This window comes from Bradyrhizobium sp. 23 (assembly GCF_023073295.1).
Classification (GTDB): Bacteria; Pseudomonadota; Alphaproteobacteria; order Rhizobiales; family Xanthobacteraceae; genus Bradyrhizobium; species Bradyrhizobium canariense_D.
The window spans coordinates 74,919-93,504 of the sequence record NZ_JADPJF010000158.1; the positions used below are offsets into that span (position 1 = coordinate 74,919).

Here is an 18,586-nt window from a genome sequence, read left to right on the forward strand (position 1 = left end):
CGCGCTGCCGCTGATGCAGAAGATCGGTCAGAACGTGGCCATGCTGACCGCGATCACGGAAGAGCTTGGCAAGCTGGAAGGCCGCGTCGACGATCTCCATGATATCGGGCTGAAGGAACTGTTCCTCAAGCATCGCGGCGGCAACGCGATGGATTTCATCGTCGGCGCAGAGATCTACGACCATCTCGAGAAAGTCGCCGACCGCTTCGACGACGTCGCGAACGAGATCAACAGCATCGTCATCGAGCAAGTTTAGGGCAGGGGCCACGCCGTGGATGTTGCGTTGGGTCTTCCCGTCCTGGTCGGATTGATCGCCGTCGCGCTGCTGTTCGACTTCCTGAACGGCCTGCACGACGCCGCCAATTCGATCGCGACCATCGTCTCGACCCGCGTATTGCGGCCGCAATACGCGGTGTTCTGGGCCGCGTTCTTCAACTTCGTCGCCTTCATGGTGTTCGGGCTGCACGTTGCCCAGACTATCGGCACCGGCATCATCGATCCCGCGATCGTGGATGCTCAGGTGATCTTCGCCGCGCTCGTCGGCGCCATCGTCTGGAACCTTGTGACCTGGGCACTCGGCATCCCATCGTCCTCGTCTCATGCATTGATCGGCGGCTTGTTTGGTGCCGGTGTGGCCAAAGCCGGCCTCTCGGCGGCGGTCTGGAGCGGATTGTCCAAGACGGTCATCGCCATCGTGCTGTCTCCGCTCGTCGGCTTCCTGCTCGCGATGGTGCTGATCGCGATCGTCTCCTGGGCCTCGGTGCGCTCCACGCCCTTTGCCGTGGATCGCGCCTTCCGCATCCTGCAATTCGCCTCCGCCTCGCTCTATTCGCTCGGCCATGGCGGTAACGACGCGCAGAAGACCATGGGCATCATCGCCGTGCTGCTCTATTCGCAGGGCCAGCTCGGCGGCGAATTCTTCGTCCCCTTCTGGGTGGTGCTCGCGTGCCAGGCCGCGATGGCGATGGGGACGCTGATGGGCGGCTGGCGCATCGTTCGGACCATGGGCCTGCGCATCACCAAGCTGACCCCGATGCAGGGCTTTTGCGCCGAGACCGGCGGTGCCGCGACCCTGTTCATGGCGACCTTCCTCGGTGTTCCCGTCTCGACAACCCACACGATTACCGGCGCCATCGTCGGCGTCGGCGCCGCCCGCCGCCTCTCGGCGGTGCGCTGGAACGTCGCCAGCTCGATCGTCTATGCCTGGGTGATCACGATGCCGGCCTCGGCCATCGTCGCCGCGCTGAGCTGGTGGGCGGTCAAGATCTTCCTCAGGTAACCAGCTTCAGTCCGACAATCCCGGCGACGATCAGCCCGATGCTGGCGAGGCGGAATGCGGTGGCCGGCTCGCCGAACAGGATGATGCCGAGCGTCGCGGTACCGACCGCGCCGATGCCGGTCCAGACTGCATAAGCGGTTCCAATCGGCAGCGATTTGAGGGCGAGCCCGAGCAGGATGATGCTGCCGGCCATGGCGCCAAGCGTGAGGACCGACGGAACGAGCTTGGTGAACCCCTCGGTATATTTGAGGCCGATCGCCCAGGAGACCTCCAGCAGACCGGCGACGAACAGGATGCTCCAGGCCATGACGACCCTCCATTCAAGGCAGGGTCGTCCCCGCGACTGGTGTGCTGATAGAAAGGGAAGGCCGTCCGTCCCAACCTGATCCGAGCCGGATATGGGGCTGGCCGGAAGGCTCCGCAATCACCAGATGAGGCTTGATCAGGCTCATTTTCCCTGCCAAACGCTGCCGCAATGTCCGACATCGCCACCACAGCCGAATCGACGGCCCGTTCCTCGCTTGCCGCTGAAGTGTCGCGGCGGCGTACGTTTGCGATCATCTCGCATCCGGACGCCGGGAAGACCACGCTGACCGAAAAGCTGCTGCTGTTCGGTGGCGCCATCAATCTGGCCGGCCAGGTCAAGGCCAAGGGCGAGCGGCGCAACACGCGTTCGGACTGGATGAAGATCGAGCGCGAGCGCGGCATCTCGGTCGTGACCTCGGTCATGACCTTCGAGTTCGAGGGCCTCGTGTTCAACCTGCTGGACACGCCGGGCCACGAAGACTTTTCGGAAGACACCTATCGCACGCTCACGGCGGTCGATTCCGCCGTCATGGTGATCGACGCCGCCAAGGGCATCGAGGCGCGCACCCGGAAGCTGTTCGAGGTCTGTCGTCTTCGCGACATCCCGATCATCACCTTCATCAACAAGATGGACCGCGAGAGCCGCGACGTCTTCGAGCTGCTCGACGAGATCGAAAAGACGCTGGCGCTCGATACCACGCCAATGACCTGGCCGGTCGGCCGCGGCCGCGAGTTCCTCGGTACCTACGACGTCGTCAATGGCGGCGTGCGCCTGCTCGAAGGCGGCGGCGCCAAGACCGGCGCGGCGCAGCAGATCGAGATCGCCGAGCTCGCCAAGCTCAACGCCAATCTCGACGTATCGGCGGTCAAGGACGAGCTCGAGCTCGTCACCGCGGCTTCAAAACCGTTCGAGCTCGAAGCCTTTCGCGAGGGCCATCTGACGCCGGTTTATTTCGGCAGCGCGCTGCGCAATTTCGGTGTCGGCGACCTGTTGCAAGGGCTCGGCAAGTTCGCGCCCGAGCCGCGCGCGCAGGAGAGCGACCAGCGCAAGGTCGAAGCCACCGACCCGCGCATGAGCGCCTTCGTGTTCAAGATCCAGGCCAACATGGATCCCAATCACCGCGACCGCATCGCCTTTGCCCGCCTGTGCTCCGGCAAGCTCAGCCGCGGCATGAAGGCGAAGCTCGTGCGCACCGGCAAGAGCATGCCGCTGTCCAGCCCGCAATTCTTCTTCGCGCAGGACCGTTCGGTCGCGGACGAGGCCTATGCCGGCGACGTCGTCGGCATTCCCAATCACGGCACGCTGCGCATCGGCGATACGCTGACCGACGGCGAGGATTTCAACTTCGTCGGCGTACCGAGCTTTGCGCCGGAAATCGTCCGCCGCGTGCGTCTCACCGACGCGATGAAGGCGAAGAAGCTGAAGGAAGCGCTTCAGCAGATGTCGGAAGAGGGCGTTGTGCAGGTGTTCCGCCCGCGCGACGGCGCGCCCGCATTGGTCGGCGTCGTCGGCGCGCTGCAGCTCGACGTGCTCAAGGCGCGGCTGGATGCGGAATATTCCCTGCCTGTCGAATTCGAGGTCAGCGAGTTCCAGCTTGCGCGCTGGGTCTCTTCGGACGACCGCAAGAAGCTCGACACCTTCATCTCTGCCAACACCTCCAGCATCGCCGACGATGTCGACGGCGATCCCGTCTATCTGGCGCGAAACGAGTTCTATCTCGGCTACACCAGGGAACGTGCCGAGGGCATCGAGTTCACCAACGTCAAGGACGTCAAGAAGAAGGGCTAGGGCGTTTCGTGCGCTCTGCAGCCACTCCCCCTCCGCTGTCATGCCCCGCGAAAGCGGGGCATCCAGTACGCCGCAGCCTCTCGATTCAATCACAAACGTCTCGGAGTACTGGGTCGCCCGGTCAAGCCGGACGACGGCACCGTCCTTGGACGCGCGCATGTGAACAGCCGCAGGCTTGACGTTGCCGACGGCAATGCCACGTTCACCCATGTGGCCTTGCGAGTTCGCTTCATGTGGCGCGGCATCCTTGTTTTCCTCCTGCTGGCGATCTCGACGATCGCCGCCGACGCTCGGCCGCGGCAAATCAACCCAATTCCGTTTTCGCACGAACCGTGCAGCGTTCTCGACGGCAGGCCCTGCACGCCGTCCTATTGCAGCCCGCTTGAGCCTGGTCCATGCATTCCCGAGATCGACTATCCCTACGGTCAGAACCTCCAGCTCACGATCCAAAGCGTGCCGGCAGAGGCCGACCACGCCAAATACCAGAAGCCGGATCACGATCTCGATACGATCGGCGATCTCTTCGCCGAGCTGCGCACCTGCTGGTCGCCGCCATCGGACAATGCGCGCGCGGGCATGCAGATCGCCGTGCGTTTCAGCTTCAACAAATCGGGCGGCCTGATCGGCCCGCCGCGCCTGACCTTTGCGACCGCAGGCGTCCCCGCCGAGACGAAAACCACCTATCTCAAGGCGATCAATTCATCGTTGAACGCCTGCCTGCCGCTGAAATTCACCGCCGGTCTTGGCGGTGCCCTTGCCGGGCGGCCGATCGCGATCCGCTATGTCGACAATCGCGAGATCGGCAAGTAGCCCATCAGTTGCGAGCCGCGGCCAATCGATGATACGCCATGGGCTGGGGCGCTGGTTGAGGGGAGAATCTCGTGGGTCTGCTGGTTATGATCCTGGGGCTTGCGCTGTTTTTTGCGGCGCATGTGTTCACAACGAAACGCGACGCGCGCGCGCAGGCCATCGCGAGACTGGGCGAGGGGACCTACAAAATCCTCTATTCGCTTGCCTCGCTTGCGGGGCTCGCACTGATCATCTGGGGCTTTGCCCACTACCGCGCGACCGGCTGGATCGATGTCTGGTATCCGCCGAAGGCGCTGAAGCACATCACGCTCGCGCTTATGTTGCCTGCCGTCATCCTGGTGGTTGCGTCCTATCTGCGCGGCCGCATTTATGCGACGCTGAAGCATCCGATGCTGGCCGGCATCAAGCTGTGGGCGGCGGCGCATCTTCTGGCCAATGGCGATCTCGGCTCCATCATCCTGTTTGGCTCCTTCCTCGGCTGGGCGGTCTATGATCGCATCACGCTGAAGCGTCGCACCGATGGTGGCGGTCCGCCGATTCCGGTGGGCGGCGTCACCAACGATCTGATCGCGATCGCAGTCGGAATCGTCGCATATCTGGCGCTGGCGTTTGCGTTCCATCCGGTCGTGATCGGTGTTCCCGTGATGGGCGGCTAGCCGATCAGCACAAGACAGGACCGGCATGCACATGCGCGGAAGGTAACAAGAGCAACAAGCCAAGGGCATCCCGATGGACTGGTCGCAATCTCAGATCCCGCCGATGCGGTTCGAGGCGCGCTTCGGCGATCGGGTCGTGCCGGCCTTTTGCGATCGGCCGTCAAGCCTGTGGGCGATGATTGCGGACGCCTGCGCCCGCAATCCCGAGGGCGAAGCACTGATCTCGGGCCATGTCCGGCTCAGCTGGCGGCAGGCGGCGGAGCAGGCTGCGCGGATCGCGGCGGGATTTCGCAAGCTCGGATTGCAGCGCGGCGATCGTGTCGCGATCCTGCTCGGCAACCGGGTCGAATTCCCGCTGCTGCTGTTTGCTGCCGCGCATGAGGGGCTCATCACGGTGCTGCTCAGCACGCGGCAGCAGAAGCCGGAAATCGCCTATGTGCTGGCGGATTGTGGCGCCAAGCTATTGATCCACGAAGCTGCGCTCGCCGAGCGGTTGCCTGATGCGCTAGACGTGCCCGATGTGGTCCATCGCATCGCCATCGACAGCGATCCGGCCCAGTCGTGCTTCGACACGCTCGCCGACAATCCACCGGCGTCCGCGCCGGCCGACGTGAGCGAGGAGGACACCGCGATGATCCTCTACACCTCGGGCACGACAGGCAAGCCGAAGGGTGCGATGCTGGCCCATTGCAACATCGTCCATTCGTCGATGATCTTCGTGTCCTGCCTGCAATTGACGGCGGCCGACCGCTCGATCGCGGCGGTGCCGCTCGGCCACGTCACCGGCGTCGTCGCCAATATCACGACGATGATCTGCTGCGGGGGCGCGCTGATCATCATGCCGGAGTTCAAAGCCGGCGAATATCTCAAGCTCGCCGCGCGCGAGCGCGTCACCTATACGGTGATGGTGCCGGCGATGTACAATCTCTGCCTGCTCCAGCCCGATTTCGCGAGCTACGATCTGTCGAGTTGGCGCATCGGCGGCTTTGGTGGCGCACCGATGCCGGTCGCCACCATCGAGAAACTCAAGGCGTCGATTCCCGGCCTCGAGCTGGCGAACTGCTACGGTGCGACGGAGACCACGTCGCCGTCCACGATCATGCCGGGCAGGTTGACCGCAAGCCATATCGACAGCGTCGGCCTGCCGTGTCCGGGTGCGCGCATCCTGGCAATGGGGGCGGACGGGCGTGAGCTGCCACCTGGAGAGATCGGCGAGCTCTGGATCCAGAGTGCCTCCGTGATCAAGGGCTATTGGAACAACCCGAAAGCCACGGCCGAAAGCTTCACCAGCGGGTTCTGGCATTCCGGCGATCTCGGCTCGGTCGACGCGGAGGGATTTGTCCGGGTGTTCGACCGGCAGAAGGACATGATCAACCGCGGCGGCCTCAAGATCTATTCGGCCGAGGTCGAATCCGTGCTGGCCGGCCACCCGGCCGTGGTCGAGAGCGCGATCGTCGCCAAGACGTGCCCGGTGCTGGGCGAACGCGTTCACGCTGTGGTGGTGACGCGCGCGCCGGTGGACCGCGAGGCCTTGCGCGCTTGGTGCGCGGAGCGGCTGTCCGACTACAAGGTGCCGGAGACCATGGTGATCACAGCGGAGCCGCTGCCGCGCAATGCCAATGGCAAGGTGCTGAAGCGGCAGCTGCGGGAGTTGTTGGGAGCCTGACCCGGGGAGGCGGTCTCTCCGGGCTCTCCCGGGTGGTTAACGCCTTGATCGGGCTCGCTTTGCCTTGCCACCGCCATATCGTTAGGGTACCCCGCCGCGACGTGGGGGACGGGATTCCTGTCGCGAACGCTTGGCGCGCGCACCCGGACGGGCATGGGATTAGCATAAGTGTCTGAATTATTTGACGAAGTGGACGAGGAAGTACGTCGCGAACAGCTCAAGAAGCTGTGGGACAAATATTCGATCGTCTTCATCGCCCTGATGGTGCTGATCGTCGCCGCCGTGGGCGGATGGCGCGCTTACCAATATCTTGAGGCCAAGAAGGCTGCCGAGGCCGGCGCCGCCTTCGAAAAGGCCGCAGAGCTGTCCGAGCAGGACAAGCATGCGGAGGCCGAGGCGGCCTTCACAGAGCTCGCTGCCAAGGCTCCATCGGGCTATCGCACCCTGGCGCGGCTGCGTGCTGCGGCCGAGGCGGCGGCCCGCGATCCCAAGGCAGGCGCCAAGCTGTATGACGACATCGCCGCCGACCGCAGCGTAGGCGGCGAGTGGCAGGATCTGGCGAAGATCCGCGCCGCCGGTCTCCTGCTCGACAGTGCTGGCTATGCCGACATGCAGCAGCGGCTGGACGCCTCCACCGCGCCCAAATCGACCTTCCGTCATACCGCCCGCGAGATGCTGGCGCTGTCGGCCTGGCGCAACAACGACATGACCGCGGCCCGCAAATGGCTCGACACGATTGCCGAGGATGGCGAAACGCCGCCCGGCCTGCGCTCACGCGCCGAAGCGCTGCAGGCCCTGCTGCCGCCCGTAGCGAAGAGCTGAGCTGAGACGAGATACCGATATGCGCCGCACGCCACGCTTGATCGCAGCCGCCGTCCTGATCGCCTTCACGGGCGTGCTGGGCGGTTGCTCCAGCTTCGATCCGAGCGACATGCTCGACTTCCTCGATACCAAGAAGAAGCTGCCGGGCGACCGCAAACCGGTGTTCCCGGAAGGCGTGCCGGGCCTCGAGCAGGGCGTTCCGAAGGAAATGTACAAGGGCGCGCAGCAACAGCCCGATCCGAACGGACCCGCGGTTGCGGCCTTGCCTGTGGAGCCCCAGCCTGAGCCGAAGCCGGCGAAGGGGGCCAAGGCGAAAAAGACCAGGCAGCCGGCCAGCGCGGCCGTCGCGCCGGCTGAGGCGCCCGCCGGCGAAGTCGATGGCGAGGCCCAGCCCGAGGCCGCGCCGCCTGCGGCCACTCCGCCGCCGAGGCAGAAGATCGTGCGCAAGCGCACCACCGCGCCGCCGCCCGATCAACCCGTCCAGCAGGCGCAACCGACCCAGACCACCCAGCAGCAAACGCAGGGCGCCTTCCCGGCGCCGATGCCGAGCGGCAGCTTCTCGCGCTAGAGCATGATCCGGAAAAGTGTGAAGCGGTTTTCCGAAAAGATCATGCTCAAACAATTGTCTTCATTTCATTGACAGGCGCGGCTCCGGCAGCGCACGAATGACCCATGTCCTTTAAGATTGCCATTATCGGCCGGCCCAATGTCGGCAAGTCGACGCTGTTCAACCGCCTGGTCGGGCAAAAGCTCGCGCTTGTCGATGACCTGCCGGGCGTCACCCGCGACCGCCGCGAGGGCGAGGCCAGGCTCGGCGATCTCGACTTCACGATCATCGACACCGCCGGCCTCGATGAGGGTGCCAAGGGCTCGCTGACCGCCCGCATGCAGGAGCAGACGGAGGCCGCGATCGCACAGGCGGACGCGCTGTTCTTCGTGATCGATGCCCGCATGGGCCTCACGCCCAACGATCGCGCCTTCGCCGATTTCGCCCGCAAGGCCAACAAGCCGGTGCTGCTGGTCGCCAACAAGAGCGAAGGCAAGCATGGCGATGTCGGCGCGATGGAGGCCTTCGCGCTGGGCCTCGGCGATCCCATCCAGATCTCGGCCGAACACGGCGAGGGCATGGGGGAGCTCTACGACGCTCTGCGCCCGCTGATGCCGGAGCCGGTGGAGGACGAAGAGTTTGAAGACGACGAGCCGCTGACCGAGGAAGAGGCCGCCACGCGCCCGATCCGGGTCGCGATCGTCGGCCGGCCCAACGCCGGCAAGTCGACGATGATCAATCATCTGCTCGGCGAGGAGCGCCTGCTGACGAGCCCGGAGGCCGGCACCACGCGCGATTCCATCGCGGTCGAGATCAACTGGAAAGGCCGCGAGTTTCGCGTGTTCGACACCGCGGGTCTGCGCCGGCGCTCGCGGATCGAGGAGAAGCTCGAGAAGCTCTCGGTCGCCGACGCACTGCGCGCGGTGCGCTTTGCCGAAGTCGTCGTGATGATGATGGATGCGCAGAACCGCTTCGAGGAGCAGGATCTTCGCATCGCCGACTTGATCGAGCGCGAGGGTCGCGCCGTCGTGCTCGCCGTCAACAAATGGGACCTGATGGAGAGCAAGGGTGGCGGTGCGATCTCGAACCTGCGCCGCGACGCCGATCATTTGCTGCCGCAGATCAAGGGCGCGCCGATCGTCGCCGTCTCCGGCTTGATGGGCGAGGGCATCGATCGATTGATGCAGGCGATCCAGGATGCCTATGCGCTTTGGAACCGGCGTGTGTCGACCGCGGCGCTGAACCGCTGGTTCGAGGAGGCGGTCCAGGCCAATCCGCCGCCGGCCGTGTCCGGCCGACGGCTCAAGCTGAATTACATCACGCAGACCAAGGCCCGCCCGCCGAGCTTCGTGCTGTTCTGCTCGCGTGCGGACGCGGTGCCGCAGTCTTATCTGCGCTACCTCACCAATTCGCTGCGTGAGGCCTTCGAGCTGCCGGGCACACCGGTGCGCATCACCTTGCGCGAGAAGGCCAATCCGTTCGCCCACAAGCGCAAGCGACCATCGTGAGCAACGACGCCTGCGAGGCGATGGCGCAGGGCGCAGCGCCGGTCCGGCGCGGCGCGGTCGCCTTCATCTTCGTCACCATCCTGCTCGACATGCTCGCGCTCGGCGTGATCATGCCGATCCTGCCAAAACTGATCGAGAGCTTCGTCGACAACGACACGGCGCATGCGGCCCGCATCTTCGGTCTGTTCGGCACCGCCTGGGCGCTGATGCAGTTCGTGTTCTCGCCGGTGCTCGGCGCGCTGTCGGATCGCTTCGGGCGGCGGCCGGTGGTGCTGCTGTCGAATTTCGGGCTCGCGGCGGATTATGTGCTGATGGCGCTGGCGCCGTCGCTGGTCTGGCTGTTCGTCGGCCGCGTCATCTCGGGCATCACCTCGGCCAGCATCTCGACCGCCTTTGCCTATATCGCCGACATCACGCCGCCGGAGCGGCGCGCCGCGGTGTTCGGCAGGATTGGGGCTGCGTTCGGCGCCGGCTTCGTGCTGGGCCCGGCGCTGGGCGGTCTGCTCGGCGATATCGATCCGCGCCTGCCGTTCTGGGCCTCGGCGGCCCTGAGCTTTGCCAATGCACTCTATGGGCTCTTCATCCTGCCGGAATCGCTGGCGCCGGATAAGCGCGCGCCGTTCCGCTGGAGGAGCGCCAATCCGCTCGGAGCGCTCCGCCTGCTGCGTTCCAACGCCGTGCTCGCTGCGTTGTCCGTCGTCAACTTCATCGCGCAGGTCGCGCATGTCGTGCTGCCCTCGACCTTCGTGCTCTATGCCACCTATCGCTACGGTTGGGATTCGAAAACCGTGGGGTTGACGCTGGCGATGGTCGGCATCTGCGCCATGGTGGTGCAGGGGCTCGCGATCGGCCCGATCGTGCGCGTGCTCGGCGAACGCAACGCGTTGTTGATGGGCCTGTGCTGCGGCGCAGTCGGCTTCGTGATCTTCGGCGCGGCGCCGACCGGGCCGCTGTTCTGGATCGGCATTCCCGTGATGTCGCTGTGGGGCATTTCGGGCGCCGCCATGCAATCGCTGATGACGCGGCTGGTCGCGCCCGATCAGCAGGGCCAGTTGCAGGGCGCGACCGCGAGCGTGCAGAGCGTGTCGCAGCTCGTCGGCCCGTTCCTGTTCACGCTGACGTTTTCATATTTCATCGGCGTCAGCGCGCCGTGGCAGCTGCCCGGCGCGCCGTTCCTGCTCGCGGCGGTGTTGATGGTGATGTGCGTGGCGATCGCGGTGCGGGCGCTGGGAGCGACGAAGACGGTTACGTAGGGTGGGCAAAGCGAAGCGTGCCCACCGCCTTCTTCAGTTGTGGAGAGATGGTGGGCACGGCGCTTTCGCGCCTTTGCCCACCCTGCGACACCAATGCCTTTACTTCTTCACCAGCGGGCACTCGCTGTCCTTGAGCGGCTTGGCCGCATCTTCCGCCGGGATGGTGGCGATCAGCTTGTAATAGTCCCACGGTCCCTTGGATTCTTCCGGCTTCTTCACCTCGAACAGGAAGGCGGGAATGATGCGGCGTCCGTCCTCGCGCAGCGGGCCCTTGCCGAACAGCGGATCGTCGGTCGGAAGCTCCTTCATCTTGGCGACGACCTTGGCGCCGTCATGCGGATTGCCGCCGAGCGCGTCCATGGCCTTGAGGTAATGCAGCACGGCGGCATAATTGCCGGCCTGCGTCATCGAGGGCATCGCCTTGTTGGCGACCTTGTCCTGAAAGCGCTTCGAGAAGGCGCGCGTGCCTTCGTTGAGATCCCAATAGAAGGATTCGGTGAAGGTCAGGCCGTGCGCGGTCTTCAGACCGAGCGAGTGGACGTCGTTGATGAACAGCAACAGCGCGGCGAGCTTCTGGCCGCCTTCGACGATGCCGAACTCGGCCGCCTGCTTGATCGAGTTGGTGGTGTCACCGCCGGCATTGGCGAGACCGATGATCTTCGCCTTCGAGTTCTGCGCCTGCAGCAGGAAGGAGGAGAAATCCGACGTGTTGAGCGGATGCTTGACGCCGCCGAGCACCTCGCCGCCGTTCGCGGTGACGACCGCGCTGGTGTCACGCTCGAGCGCGGCACCGAAAGCGTAGTCGGCGGTCAGGAAGAACCAGCTGTCGCCGCCGGCCTTGGTCAGCGCCTTGCCGGTACCGTTGGCGAGCATGTAGGTGTCGTAAGTATAGGAGATGGTGTTGGCGTTGCAGGCCTTGCCGGTGAGGTCGGCACTGGCACCGCCATTGTTGAGCAGGACCGCGTTCTTTTCCTTGACGACGTTGCTGACGGCCAGCGCCACGCCGGAGTTCGGGGTGTCGGCGATCACATCGACCTTCTGGGTGTCGATCCACTGCCGCGCGATGTTGACGCCGACGTCCGGCTTGTTCTGGTGGTCGCCGCTGATCACATCGATCTTCCAGCCCTTGGCACGAAGACCGGAATCTTCCACCGCCATGTTGACCGCCGCCACGGCGCCGGGGCCGCCGATGTCGGCATAGAGGCTGGACATGTCGTTGAGCACGCCGATCGTGACCGTCTTGTCCTGGGCGAAGGCGGATGTGGCAAAACCGAAGGCGGCACAGGCCAGAAGGGCCGCAGAGCGGCGCGCGAACGTCGTCGTCATAAAAGATTTCCTCCATTGTCAAACATGCGGACGGCTCTCTTGAATGGGAGCCTTGTTCCGGCTGATGGCTCTACCGTGTCCCACGGCCGGCGGCAATGCGCCTAAAGCCGGATGACGCTGCGTCGCAGCGTCATCCCTCCGTTAACTTTTGGAGAAAATGCGTCGAGACGCTATTTCAGCGCGTCCGATGTCAGCTTGAATTTCTGGATGCGCTTCCCGGTGTCGACCTCGGCGGTATAGACGTTACCCTTGGCGTCGATCGCCATGGCATGCACCCAGTGGAATTGTCCGGCATTGCGGCCGTTGTGCCCGAAGCTGCCGACCACGTTGCCGTCCTCGCGCTTGATCACCCTGATCTCGTTGTTCTCGCCGTCGGCGCTGAGCAGCCAGGTCTGCTTCGGGTCGGGCCAGATCGCGACATCCCACACCGCGCCGTTACCGAGCGTGTTCTTCTCGAAGAAGAACTCCTTCACGAAGCTGCCGTCCGTCTTGAACACCTGGATGCGGTTGTTGATGCGGTCGCAGACGTAGACGAGGCCGTCATTGGCGAGCTTCACGCAGTGGACGGGATTGCCGAACTGCTGGGACACTGGCGCCTTGGGATCATACGCCGCCTGCTTGGTGTCGTCGGGCTTGTTGCCGTAGGCGCCCCAGTGCCGCTTGTAGGCGAGCGTGGTCGCGTCGAACACGATGACGCGGCGATTGCCGTAGCCGTCGGCGACGTAGATTTCGTTGGCGGCCTTGTCGATCGCGGTCTCGGCGGGCTTGCCGAGCTGCGTCGTGTCGTTGCTGCCGAGGCTCGGCGCGATCTTGCCGATCTGGGCGACGAACTTGCCGTCGAGCGTGAATTTCAGGATGGCGTTATCATTGTCGGCATTGCCACCGACCCAGACGAAGCCGCGCTCGTCGACCTCGATGCCATGCTCGCGGCCGACCCATTCATAGCCTTCGCCCGCGCCGCCCCACGATCGCAGCAGATTGCCGTCGCTGTCGAATTCGAGCACCGGCGGCGCCGACACGCAGCATTTGGAACGCGGCGGGGTGAGGCTCGCGCCTTTCTCGTCGTCGGTGAGGGAGCGGGGACGATGGATCACCCAGATGTGGCCCTGCCAGTCGACGGTGATGCCGCCGACCTGGCCGAGGATCCAGTTGTTCGGCAACGGCTTTGGCCAGGACGCATCGACCGCGAAGGTCGGGACATCGCCGGCGGTCGCCGCGCCCGGAAGCGCAAACGCGACGGCCGCGATCAGGACGGAGAGGACGCGAGAGACATTTGCGAGCGCATGCGTCGAGCCTGCGCGATTCCGCCATGGCGCCATGGCAACCTCCCTTTATTGGCCTGCAGCTTGCTGCCGCTTGAGCGCGGGCAGTCAATCGCGGGGAGACCATCAAGTCAATCAGGCCGGGGAGCGGAAGCTCATCAGGCTGCGGGTCTTGTAGTCGTAGAACTTGCCGGTCTCGGTCCAATCAGGCGCGCACATCGGCACGATGAATTCGGCGACCTGCTCGGCTGTATCGAGTGTCGCCGGATCCTCGCCCGGCATCAGAGTCGCGCGCATGCGGGTGCGGACGGGGCCCGGATTGAACAGATTGACGCGCAGCTTCGTATTCGCGGTCTCCTGCGCCCAGGCGCGCGCCAGCGTTTCCAGCGCCGCCTTGGACGCCGCGTAGGGGCTGACATAGGCGGTGGCCTTGTTGGCGGCGCCCGAGGTGATGAACACCGCGCGGCCGGCGTCGGACTGCTTGAGCAGCGGCTCCATGCAGCGGATCAGCTGGAAATTCGCGGAGACGTTGACCGCCATCACGTCGGTGAAGGCCTTCAGCTCGATATGGCCGATCGGTGAGGAGGGGCCGAGCACGCTGGCATTGCCGACGAGGATGTCGAGCTTGCCGTAGCGTTCGTGCAGGCCGGCGCCGAGCCGCGCGATGCCGTCGGAATCGGTCAGGTTGAGCGGCACCAGCGTGGCGCTGCCGCCATCCTTGCGGATCTCGTCGTCGAGCTCTTCCAGCCCGCCCTGCGTACGCGCCACGGCGACGATATGCGCGCCGGCCTTGGCCAGCGCCTTGGCCGTGGCGAAGCCGATGCCGCGCGAGGCGCCGGTGACGAGAGCGATGCGATTGGCGAGAGGATTTGTCATGGCGGCGTTTTACAGGCGTGGATGGCCGGGACAAGCCCGGCCACGACGGAATTTAGGCTCTCTCAATCCAGCGCTGGCGAGAGTTGGCATTTTCCGGAACTGTCTCGATCGAAGGCCGCGCTAGCTATCTCCGCCACCGCCGCCATAGTTGGTTTGCCCGCTTCGATCCGGGCGATCCTCCGGGGTGACCTTGCTGCCTTGGCGAAAGGCAAACCAGATAAATCCGACCAACATCAGACCGCCGACGATTGCGATGATGGCTTGCATCGTGGCGGCCTCGCGTCAGCTCGCCTCCGCAAGCAGCGACAATTGCCGCGGCTGCTGCTCGGTCTGGGTCTGGTCGGTGAGGTGGGTCGGATACGCCCCGGTGAAGCAATGATCCGAGAATTTCGGATTGGCGGGGTCGCGGCCGGGCTCGCCCATGGCGCGGTACATGCCGTCGATCGACAGGAAGGCGAGCGAGTCGGCGCCGATGATCTCGCGCATCTCTTCCAGCGAATGCGTCGCCGCAAGAAGACCACCACGGTCCGGCAGGTCGATGCCGTAATAGTCGGGATAGAGGATCGGCGGCGAGGCGAGGCGGAAGTGCACTTCCTTGGCGCCGGCATCGCGCATCATGCGCACGATCTTCTTCGAGGTGGTGCCGCGGACCAGCGAATCGTCGATCAGGATGATGCGCTTGCCTTCGATCGCGGCGCGGTTGGCCGAATGCTTCATGCGCACGCCGGATTCGCGGATCGCCTGCGTCGGCTGGATGAAGGTGCGGCCGACATAGTGGTTGCGGATGATGCCGAGTTCGAACGGGATGCCGGAATGCTGGCTATAGCCGACCGCGGCGGGCACGCCGGAATCCGGCACCGGCACCACGACGTCGACCGGCACGTGGCTCTCGCGCGCGAGCTGCGCGCCGAAGGCCTTGCGTACCTCGTAGACCGAGCGGCCGTGGACGATGGAATCCGGACGGGAGAAGTAGATGTATTCGAAGATGCAGGGGCGCGGCGCGATCGGCGGGAACGGCTTGTGGATGTCCTGGCCGCTCTCGTCGAACACGATGACCTCGCCGGGCTCGATGTCGCGGACGAAGCGCGCGCCGATGATGTCGAGTGCGCAGGTCTCGGAGGTCAGGATCGGGCAACCATCGAGCTCGCCGAGCACCAGCGGACGGATGCCGCGCGGATCGCGCGCACCGACCAGCTTCTTGTTGGTCAGGGAGACCAGCGCATAGGCGCCCTCGATCTCGCGCAACGCGTCGATATAGCGTTCGATGAAGCGGCTGCGCCTGGAGCGCGCGACGAGGTGCAGGATCACCTCGGTGTCGGTGGTCGACTGCATCATCGCGCCGTTCTTCACGAGCTCGCGGCGCAGCGTCAGGCCGTTGGTGAGGTTGCCGTTGTGGGCGACCGCAAGGCCGCCGGCATTCAGTTCGGCGAACAGGGGCTGCACGTTGCGCAGGATCGTCGCGCCGGTGGTGGAATAGCGGACATGGCCGACTGCCATTGTGCCGGGCAGGCGATCGATCACCTCGCGGCGGGAGAAGGTGTCGCCGACGAGGCCGAGGCGGCGTTCGGAATGAAAGCGGCCGCCGTCATAGGAGACGATGCCGGCGGCTTCCTGGCCGCGGTGCTGAAGGGCATGCAGGCCGAGCGCCGTGATGGCGGCGGCATCGGGGTGGCCGTAGATGCCGAAGACGCCGCATTCCTCGCGCAGCGTATCCCCCTCCAGATCGTCTTGAAGTTCCAGCGCGGCCGGGCCGAGATCAAGTAGGGCGTCCTGGTCAGGATTTCGCATCTCGTCCGAGCCTCTCGTTAGGGCTTAATCAACGCGCCGCGGGTTTCTCGATCAGCTTTTTAAGGCTGTCACGAGCCGGTTTGCTGTATCCGTCGCCACTGCCCGAAGGCTGCTGCTCGGAATCAGTTTGCTCTTCATCTGGTTTGTTTTTCTTGAATCTCTTCAAGATGGTGTTCTCGGGGTCGTCAGGCAAGAGGGCCATCAGCCAATCCCCGGTTCCCTGCAGCACCACGCGGGATTTGGCCCCCGTGACCCAATCCGGGCGCTGCTTGTCCGGCACGAGCCAGGTGAAGAACAGGAAGGCGACCACGACGATCAAAAGTCCGCGCGCCAGCCCGAACAGAAAGCCGAGGGTGCGGTCCAGTGCGCCGATGCGCGAATCCAGGATCATGTCGGAGATCCGGACCGTGATCACGGAGACCACGACCAAAGTGCCCACGAACACGCCGGCAACCACGACCACGCTCGCGACGGTATCGTTGTTGAAATAGGTCTTTGCGGTCGGCAGCAGCTTCGAGAATGAATAAAGCGTGACAATCGCCGCCGTGCCCCAGGCCGCGATCGACAGGATCTCGCGCATGAAGCCGCGAACCATGGCGAGCAGGCCCGAAATCAGCATCACACCGAGCAGGATCAGGTCGAGGATGGTTACTGGCATCGGCTGGTCTGGTCCGCTCGTACTTCAAGGTGCTCAGCGAATCGGTGCTTGGCCGCCGCCCTAAGTGAGGGCCAGACGACGTTCCCGGCAAGGCCGCAACCACGCAATCCCATGCTGCTTTTGTGACGGCTGTATAGCGGCGAGGGCGGGGGACGTCACCACCGGCTAACCCTCTCCACGGCGGAATCTTGCTGGTGTGGCATTTTTCTCTGCCGGTGCGCTCGAGTCGCCCCGCCGGGAGCCGCGTGCGGCGATCTCGGCGACCAATGTCGTCAGGCTGTTGATCGCGTTCAGCGACAAGCCGGCATCGCCGCCGGCTTCGCCCCGGGCCGATTCGGGCAGAACGGCACGCTGGAAGCCGAGTTTTGCCGCTTCTTTCAGCCGGGCCGGGGTCTGCGCTACCGGGCGCACCACGCCGGACAGCGAGATCTCGCCGAAATAGACCGCATCGGAGGGCAACTGCGCATTAACCAGCGAGGACACCAGCGCCGCCGCGGCGGCCAGATCAGCCGCGGGCTCGTGGATGCGCAGGCCGCCCGCGACGTTCAGATAGACGTCGTGGCCGGACAGCTTCACCCCGCAATGGGCTTCCAGCACCGCCAGCACCATCGATAGCCGGCTCGGATCCCAGCCCACCACGGCCCGGCGCGGGGTGCCGAGCGAGGTCGGCGCCACCAGTGCCTGCAATTCGACCAGAACGGGTCTTGTACCCTCGATACCCGCGAAGACTGCGGTGCCGGGCGTGCCGAGATCGCGCTCCGACAAAAACAGCTCGGAAGGATTGGTGACTTCGCGCAGGCCAAGCCCGGTCATCTCGAACACGCCGATCTCGTCGGTCGGCCCGAAACGATTCTTCACGGCGCGCAGGATGCGGAATTGCTGCGAGCCTTCGCCCTCGAACGACAGCACCGCATCGACCATGTGCTCGACCACGCGAGGGCCGGCGATCTGTCCGTCCTTGGTGACATGGCCGACCAGGATGATGGCCGCGCCGGTCCTTTTGGCAAAACGGATCAGGGCCTGCGCCGAGGCGCGCACCTGCGTCACCGTGCCGGGTGCCGATTCCACCGTGTCGGTCCACATGGTCTGGATCGAATCGATCACGATCAGCCGCGGCACCGCGCCCTCAGACAGCGTCGAGACAATGTCCTCGACCGACGTTTCGGCGGCGAGCTGCACCGGCGCATCCGACAGCCCGAGCCGTTCGGCGCGCAACCGCACCTGCGCGACCGCCTCTTCGCCGGAGATGTAGACGACGCGGTGTCCGGCGCGCGCGAGCAGGCTTGTGGCCTGCGTCAGCAGCGTCGACTTGCCGATGCCGGGATCGCCGCCGACCAGCAGCACCGAGCCGCGGACAAAGCCGCCGCCGGTCACGCGATCGAGCTCCGTCATGCCGGAGGACAGGCGCGGGGCGTCCTGGGTTTTTCCGGACAGGCTCTCGAGCGCGAAGGTCCGCCCCTTGCGCTTGGAGCGGATCGACACCGGCACGCTGCCGGTCGTGTCCTCCTCCGCGAGCGTATTCCACTCGCCACAGGACTCGCACTTGCCCTGCCAGCGGTTATAGGCCGCGCCGCAGTTCTGGCAGACGAAGGAAAGTGTGTTCTTGGCCATGGGGACAGCGAGTCCGGGGACAGCGAGTCGGGGGTTTCAGGTTTGCTGATAGCACGGAATGACGGGTCGAGAGAGTGAGTCCGGGCGCTCCCCGAAGCCCGGCTACGGCTGCGCCGCGTTCCAGAGCATGGAGAGGCCGGCCGCGATCATGATTGCGTCCATCACCAAGCGGAACATCTCCGGCTTCAAGCGCAGCACGAAGCGTTTGGCGATGAAGGCGCCGGCCATCAGCGACGATCCTGCGACCAGGCCTTTGACGAACACATCGCCGGTCAGCGCGCCGAAACGTTCGAAGGTCACGGATTTCGCAACATAGAGCCCGAGCGAAGATGCCGCTTCGGTGGCGAGGAAAGCGCCGCGGGACAAGCCGTAGAACAGGAATAGCGGCACGCTGAGCGGGCCGGTGGAGACGACGATGCCGGTGAGATA

18 protein-coding genes and 1 pseudogene are annotated in these 18,586 nt (G+C 65.0%); 10 read left to right on the forward strand and 9 right to left on the reverse strand.

Translation table 11 applies throughout. The features are described from left to right. The coding region (locus tag IVB32_RS41445; RefSeq protein ID WP_247413172.1) for a DUF47 family protein at nt 1-256 on the forward strand (256 nt) is incomplete at its 5' end. A gap of 15 nt (nt 257-271) precedes the next feature. Beyond that, complete coding sequence (locus IVB32_RS41450; protein ID WP_247297484.1) at nt 272-1,279, forward strand: inorganic phosphate transporter; 1,008 nt, start codon at nt 272-274, stop codon at nt 1,277-1,279. Here the strand turns inward: IVB32_RS41450 and sugE are convergent. Then, a complete protein-coding gene (gene sugE / locus IVB32_RS41455) occupies nt 1,272-1,586 on the reverse strand; it encodes a quaternary ammonium compound efflux SMR transporter SugE (protein WP_204510973.1) in 315 nt (104 codons plus the stop codon). The two genes, IVB32_RS41450 and sugE, sit on opposite strands and share 8 nt — an antisense overlap. 168 nt (nt 1,587-1,754) lie before the next feature. Between sugE and IVB32_RS41460 the strand changes: the two genes are divergently transcribed. From IVB32_RS41460 to IVB32_RS41495, 8 genes are all read left to right on the forward strand, one after another. Further along, nucleotides 1,755-3,374, forward strand: coding sequence for a peptide chain release factor 3 (locus IVB32_RS41460; protein ID WP_204510974.1), 1,620 nt, complete (start codon nt 1,755-1,757; stop codon nt 3,372-3,374). A 231-nt stretch (nt 3,375-3,605) separates the two neighbouring features. Continuing rightward, entirely contained in the window at nt 3,606-4,184 is a 579-nt protein-coding gene (locus IVB32_RS41465) for a hypothetical protein (RefSeq protein ID WP_247368545.1), read from the forward strand. A 71-nt stretch (nt 4,185-4,255) separates the two neighbouring features. Further along, nucleotides 4,256-4,840 carry an NnrU family protein gene (locus tag IVB32_RS41470; protein WP_247368450.1) on the forward strand — a complete coding sequence of 195 codons (585 nt, stop codon included), beginning with the start codon at nt 4,256-4,258 and terminating at the stop codon, nt 4,838-4,840. A gap of 73 nt (nt 4,841-4,913) precedes the next feature. After that, the gene (locus IVB32_RS41475; protein ID WP_247368448.1) at nt 4,914-6,506 is read left to right on the forward strand and encodes a class I adenylate-forming enzyme family protein; all 1,593 of its coding nucleotides are present in this window, start codon (nt 4,914-4,916) and stop codon (nt 6,504-6,506) included. A gap of 168 nt (nt 6,507-6,674) precedes the next feature. Continuing rightward, nucleotides 6,675-7,328, forward strand: a complete 654-nt coding sequence (locus tag IVB32_RS41480) for a tetratricopeptide repeat protein (RefSeq protein ID WP_247368445.1) — start codon at nt 6,675-6,677, stop codon at nt 7,326-7,328. A gap of 19 nt (nt 7,329-7,347) precedes the next feature. Beyond that, a complete protein-coding gene (locus IVB32_RS41485) occupies nt 7,348-7,896 on the forward strand; it encodes a hypothetical protein (RefSeq protein ID WP_247368444.1) in 549 nt (182 codons plus the stop codon). 104 nt (nt 7,897-8,000) lie between these two features. Further along, nucleotides 8,001-9,383, forward strand: coding sequence for a ribosome biogenesis GTPase Der (gene der, locus IVB32_RS41490; RefSeq protein WP_247368442.1), 1,383 nt, complete (start codon nt 8,001-8,003; stop codon nt 9,381-9,383). Beyond that, nucleotides 9,380-10,636 (forward strand): TCR/Tet family MFS transporter, encoded by a 1,257-nt coding sequence (locus IVB32_RS41495; RefSeq protein ID WP_247368437.1) that lies wholly within the window; start codon nt 9,380-9,382, stop codon nt 10,634-10,636. Before der ends, IVB32_RS41495 begins: the two co-directional genes overlap by 4 nt. 99 nt (nt 10,637-10,735) lie before the next feature. Here the strand turns inward: IVB32_RS41495 and IVB32_RS41500 are convergent, their stop codons facing one another. The 8 genes and pseudogenes from IVB32_RS41500 to IVB32_RS41535 all read right to left on the reverse strand — a co-directional run. After that, entirely contained in the window at nt 10,736-11,962 is a 1,227-nt protein-coding gene (locus tag IVB32_RS41500) for an ABC transporter substrate-binding protein (protein ID WP_247368434.1), read from the reverse strand. A 170-nt stretch (nt 11,963-12,132) separates the two neighbouring features. Further along, nucleotides 12,133-13,281: a hypothetical protein gene (locus tag IVB32_RS41505; RefSeq protein WP_085395968.1), complete on the reverse strand. Its 1,149-nt coding sequence runs from the start codon at nt 13,279-13,281 to the stop codon at nt 12,133-12,135. 78 nt (nt 13,282-13,359) lie between these two features. Continuing rightward, on the reverse strand, nt 13,360-14,100 hold the full coding sequence (locus IVB32_RS41510; protein WP_247368432.1) for an SDR family NAD(P)-dependent oxidoreductase: 741 nt from the start codon (nt 14,098-14,100) through the stop codon (nt 13,360-13,362). Between the two features lie 120 nt (nt 14,101-14,220). Then, nucleotides 14,221-14,367, reverse strand: coding sequence for a hypothetical protein (locus IVB32_RS41515; protein ID WP_247368429.1), 147 nt, complete (start codon nt 14,365-14,367; stop codon nt 14,221-14,223). Between the two features lie 15 nt (nt 14,368-14,382). After that, nucleotides 14,383-15,888, reverse strand: a complete 1,506-nt coding sequence (gene purF, locus IVB32_RS41520) for an amidophosphoribosyltransferase (protein WP_085352900.1) — start codon at nt 15,886-15,888, stop codon at nt 14,383-14,385. Nucleotides 15,889-15,916: 28 nt separating this feature from the next. Next, nucleotides 15,917-16,546 (reverse strand): CvpA family protein, encoded by a 630-nt coding sequence (locus tag IVB32_RS41525; protein WP_007592055.1) that lies wholly within the window; start codon nt 16,544-16,546, stop codon nt 15,917-15,919. A gap of 165 nt (nt 16,547-16,711) precedes the next feature. Further along, a complete protein-coding gene (gene radA, locus IVB32_RS41530; RefSeq protein ID WP_018459134.1) occupies nt 16,712-18,157 on the reverse strand; it encodes a DNA repair protein RadA in 1,446 nt (481 codons plus the stop codon). Nucleotides 18,158-18,259: 102 nt separating this feature from the next. After that, nucleotides 18,260-18,586, reverse strand: a pseudogene (locus IVB32_RS41535) (sulfite exporter TauE/SafE family protein); the annotation flags it as partial.

What these genes read in the sequence shown, in the direction of transcription:
- sugE (WP_204510973.1), bottom strand. Translation starts at nt 1,586, where the DNA reads ATGGCCTGGAGCATCCTGTTCGTCGCCGGTCTGCTGGAGGTCTCCTGG.
- IVB32_RS41460 (WP_204510974.1), top strand. Translation starts at nt 1,755, where the DNA reads ATGTCCGACATCGCCACCACAGCCGAATCGACGGCCCGTTCCTCGCTT.
- IVB32_RS41465 (WP_247368545.1), top strand. Translation starts at nt 3,606, where the DNA reads ATGTGGCGCGGCATCCTTGTTTTCCTCCTGCTGGCGATCTCGACGATC.
- IVB32_RS41475 (WP_247368448.1), top strand. Translation starts at nt 4,914, where the DNA reads ATGGACTGGTCGCAATCTCAGATCCCGCCGATGCGGTTCGAGGCGCGC.
- IVB32_RS41485 (WP_247368444.1), top strand. Translation starts at nt 7,348, where the DNA reads ATGCGCCGCACGCCACGCTTGATCGCAGCCGCCGTCCTGATCGCCTTC.
- der (WP_247368442.1), top strand. Translation starts at nt 8,001, where the DNA reads ATGTCCTTTAAGATTGCCATTATCGGCCGGCCCAATGTCGGCAAGTCG.
- IVB32_RS41500 (WP_247368434.1), bottom strand. Translation starts at nt 11,962, where the DNA reads ATGACGACGACGTTCGCGCGCCGCTCTGCGGCCCTTCTGGCCTGTGCC.
- IVB32_RS41505 (WP_085395968.1), bottom strand. Translation starts at nt 13,281, where the DNA reads ATGGCGCCATGGCGGAATCGCGCAGGCTCGACGCATGCGCTCGCAAAT.
- IVB32_RS41510 (WP_247368432.1), bottom strand. Translation starts at nt 14,100, where the DNA reads ATGACAAATCCTCTCGCCAATCGCATCGCTCTCGTCACCGGCGCCTCG.
- IVB32_RS41515 (WP_247368429.1), bottom strand. Translation starts at nt 14,367, where the DNA reads ATGCAAGCCATCATCGCAATCGTCGGCGGTCTGATGTTGGTCGGATTT.
- purF (WP_085352900.1), bottom strand. Translation starts at nt 15,888, where the DNA reads ATGCGAAATCCTGACCAGGACGCCCTACTTGATCTCGGCCCGGCCGCG.
- IVB32_RS41525 (WP_007592055.1), bottom strand. Translation starts at nt 16,546, where the DNA reads ATGCCAGTAACCATCCTCGACCTGATCCTGCTCGGTGTGATGCTGATT.
- radA (WP_018459134.1), bottom strand. Translation starts at nt 18,157, where the DNA reads ATGGCCAAGAACACACTTTCCTTCGTCTGCCAGAACTGCGGCGCGGCC.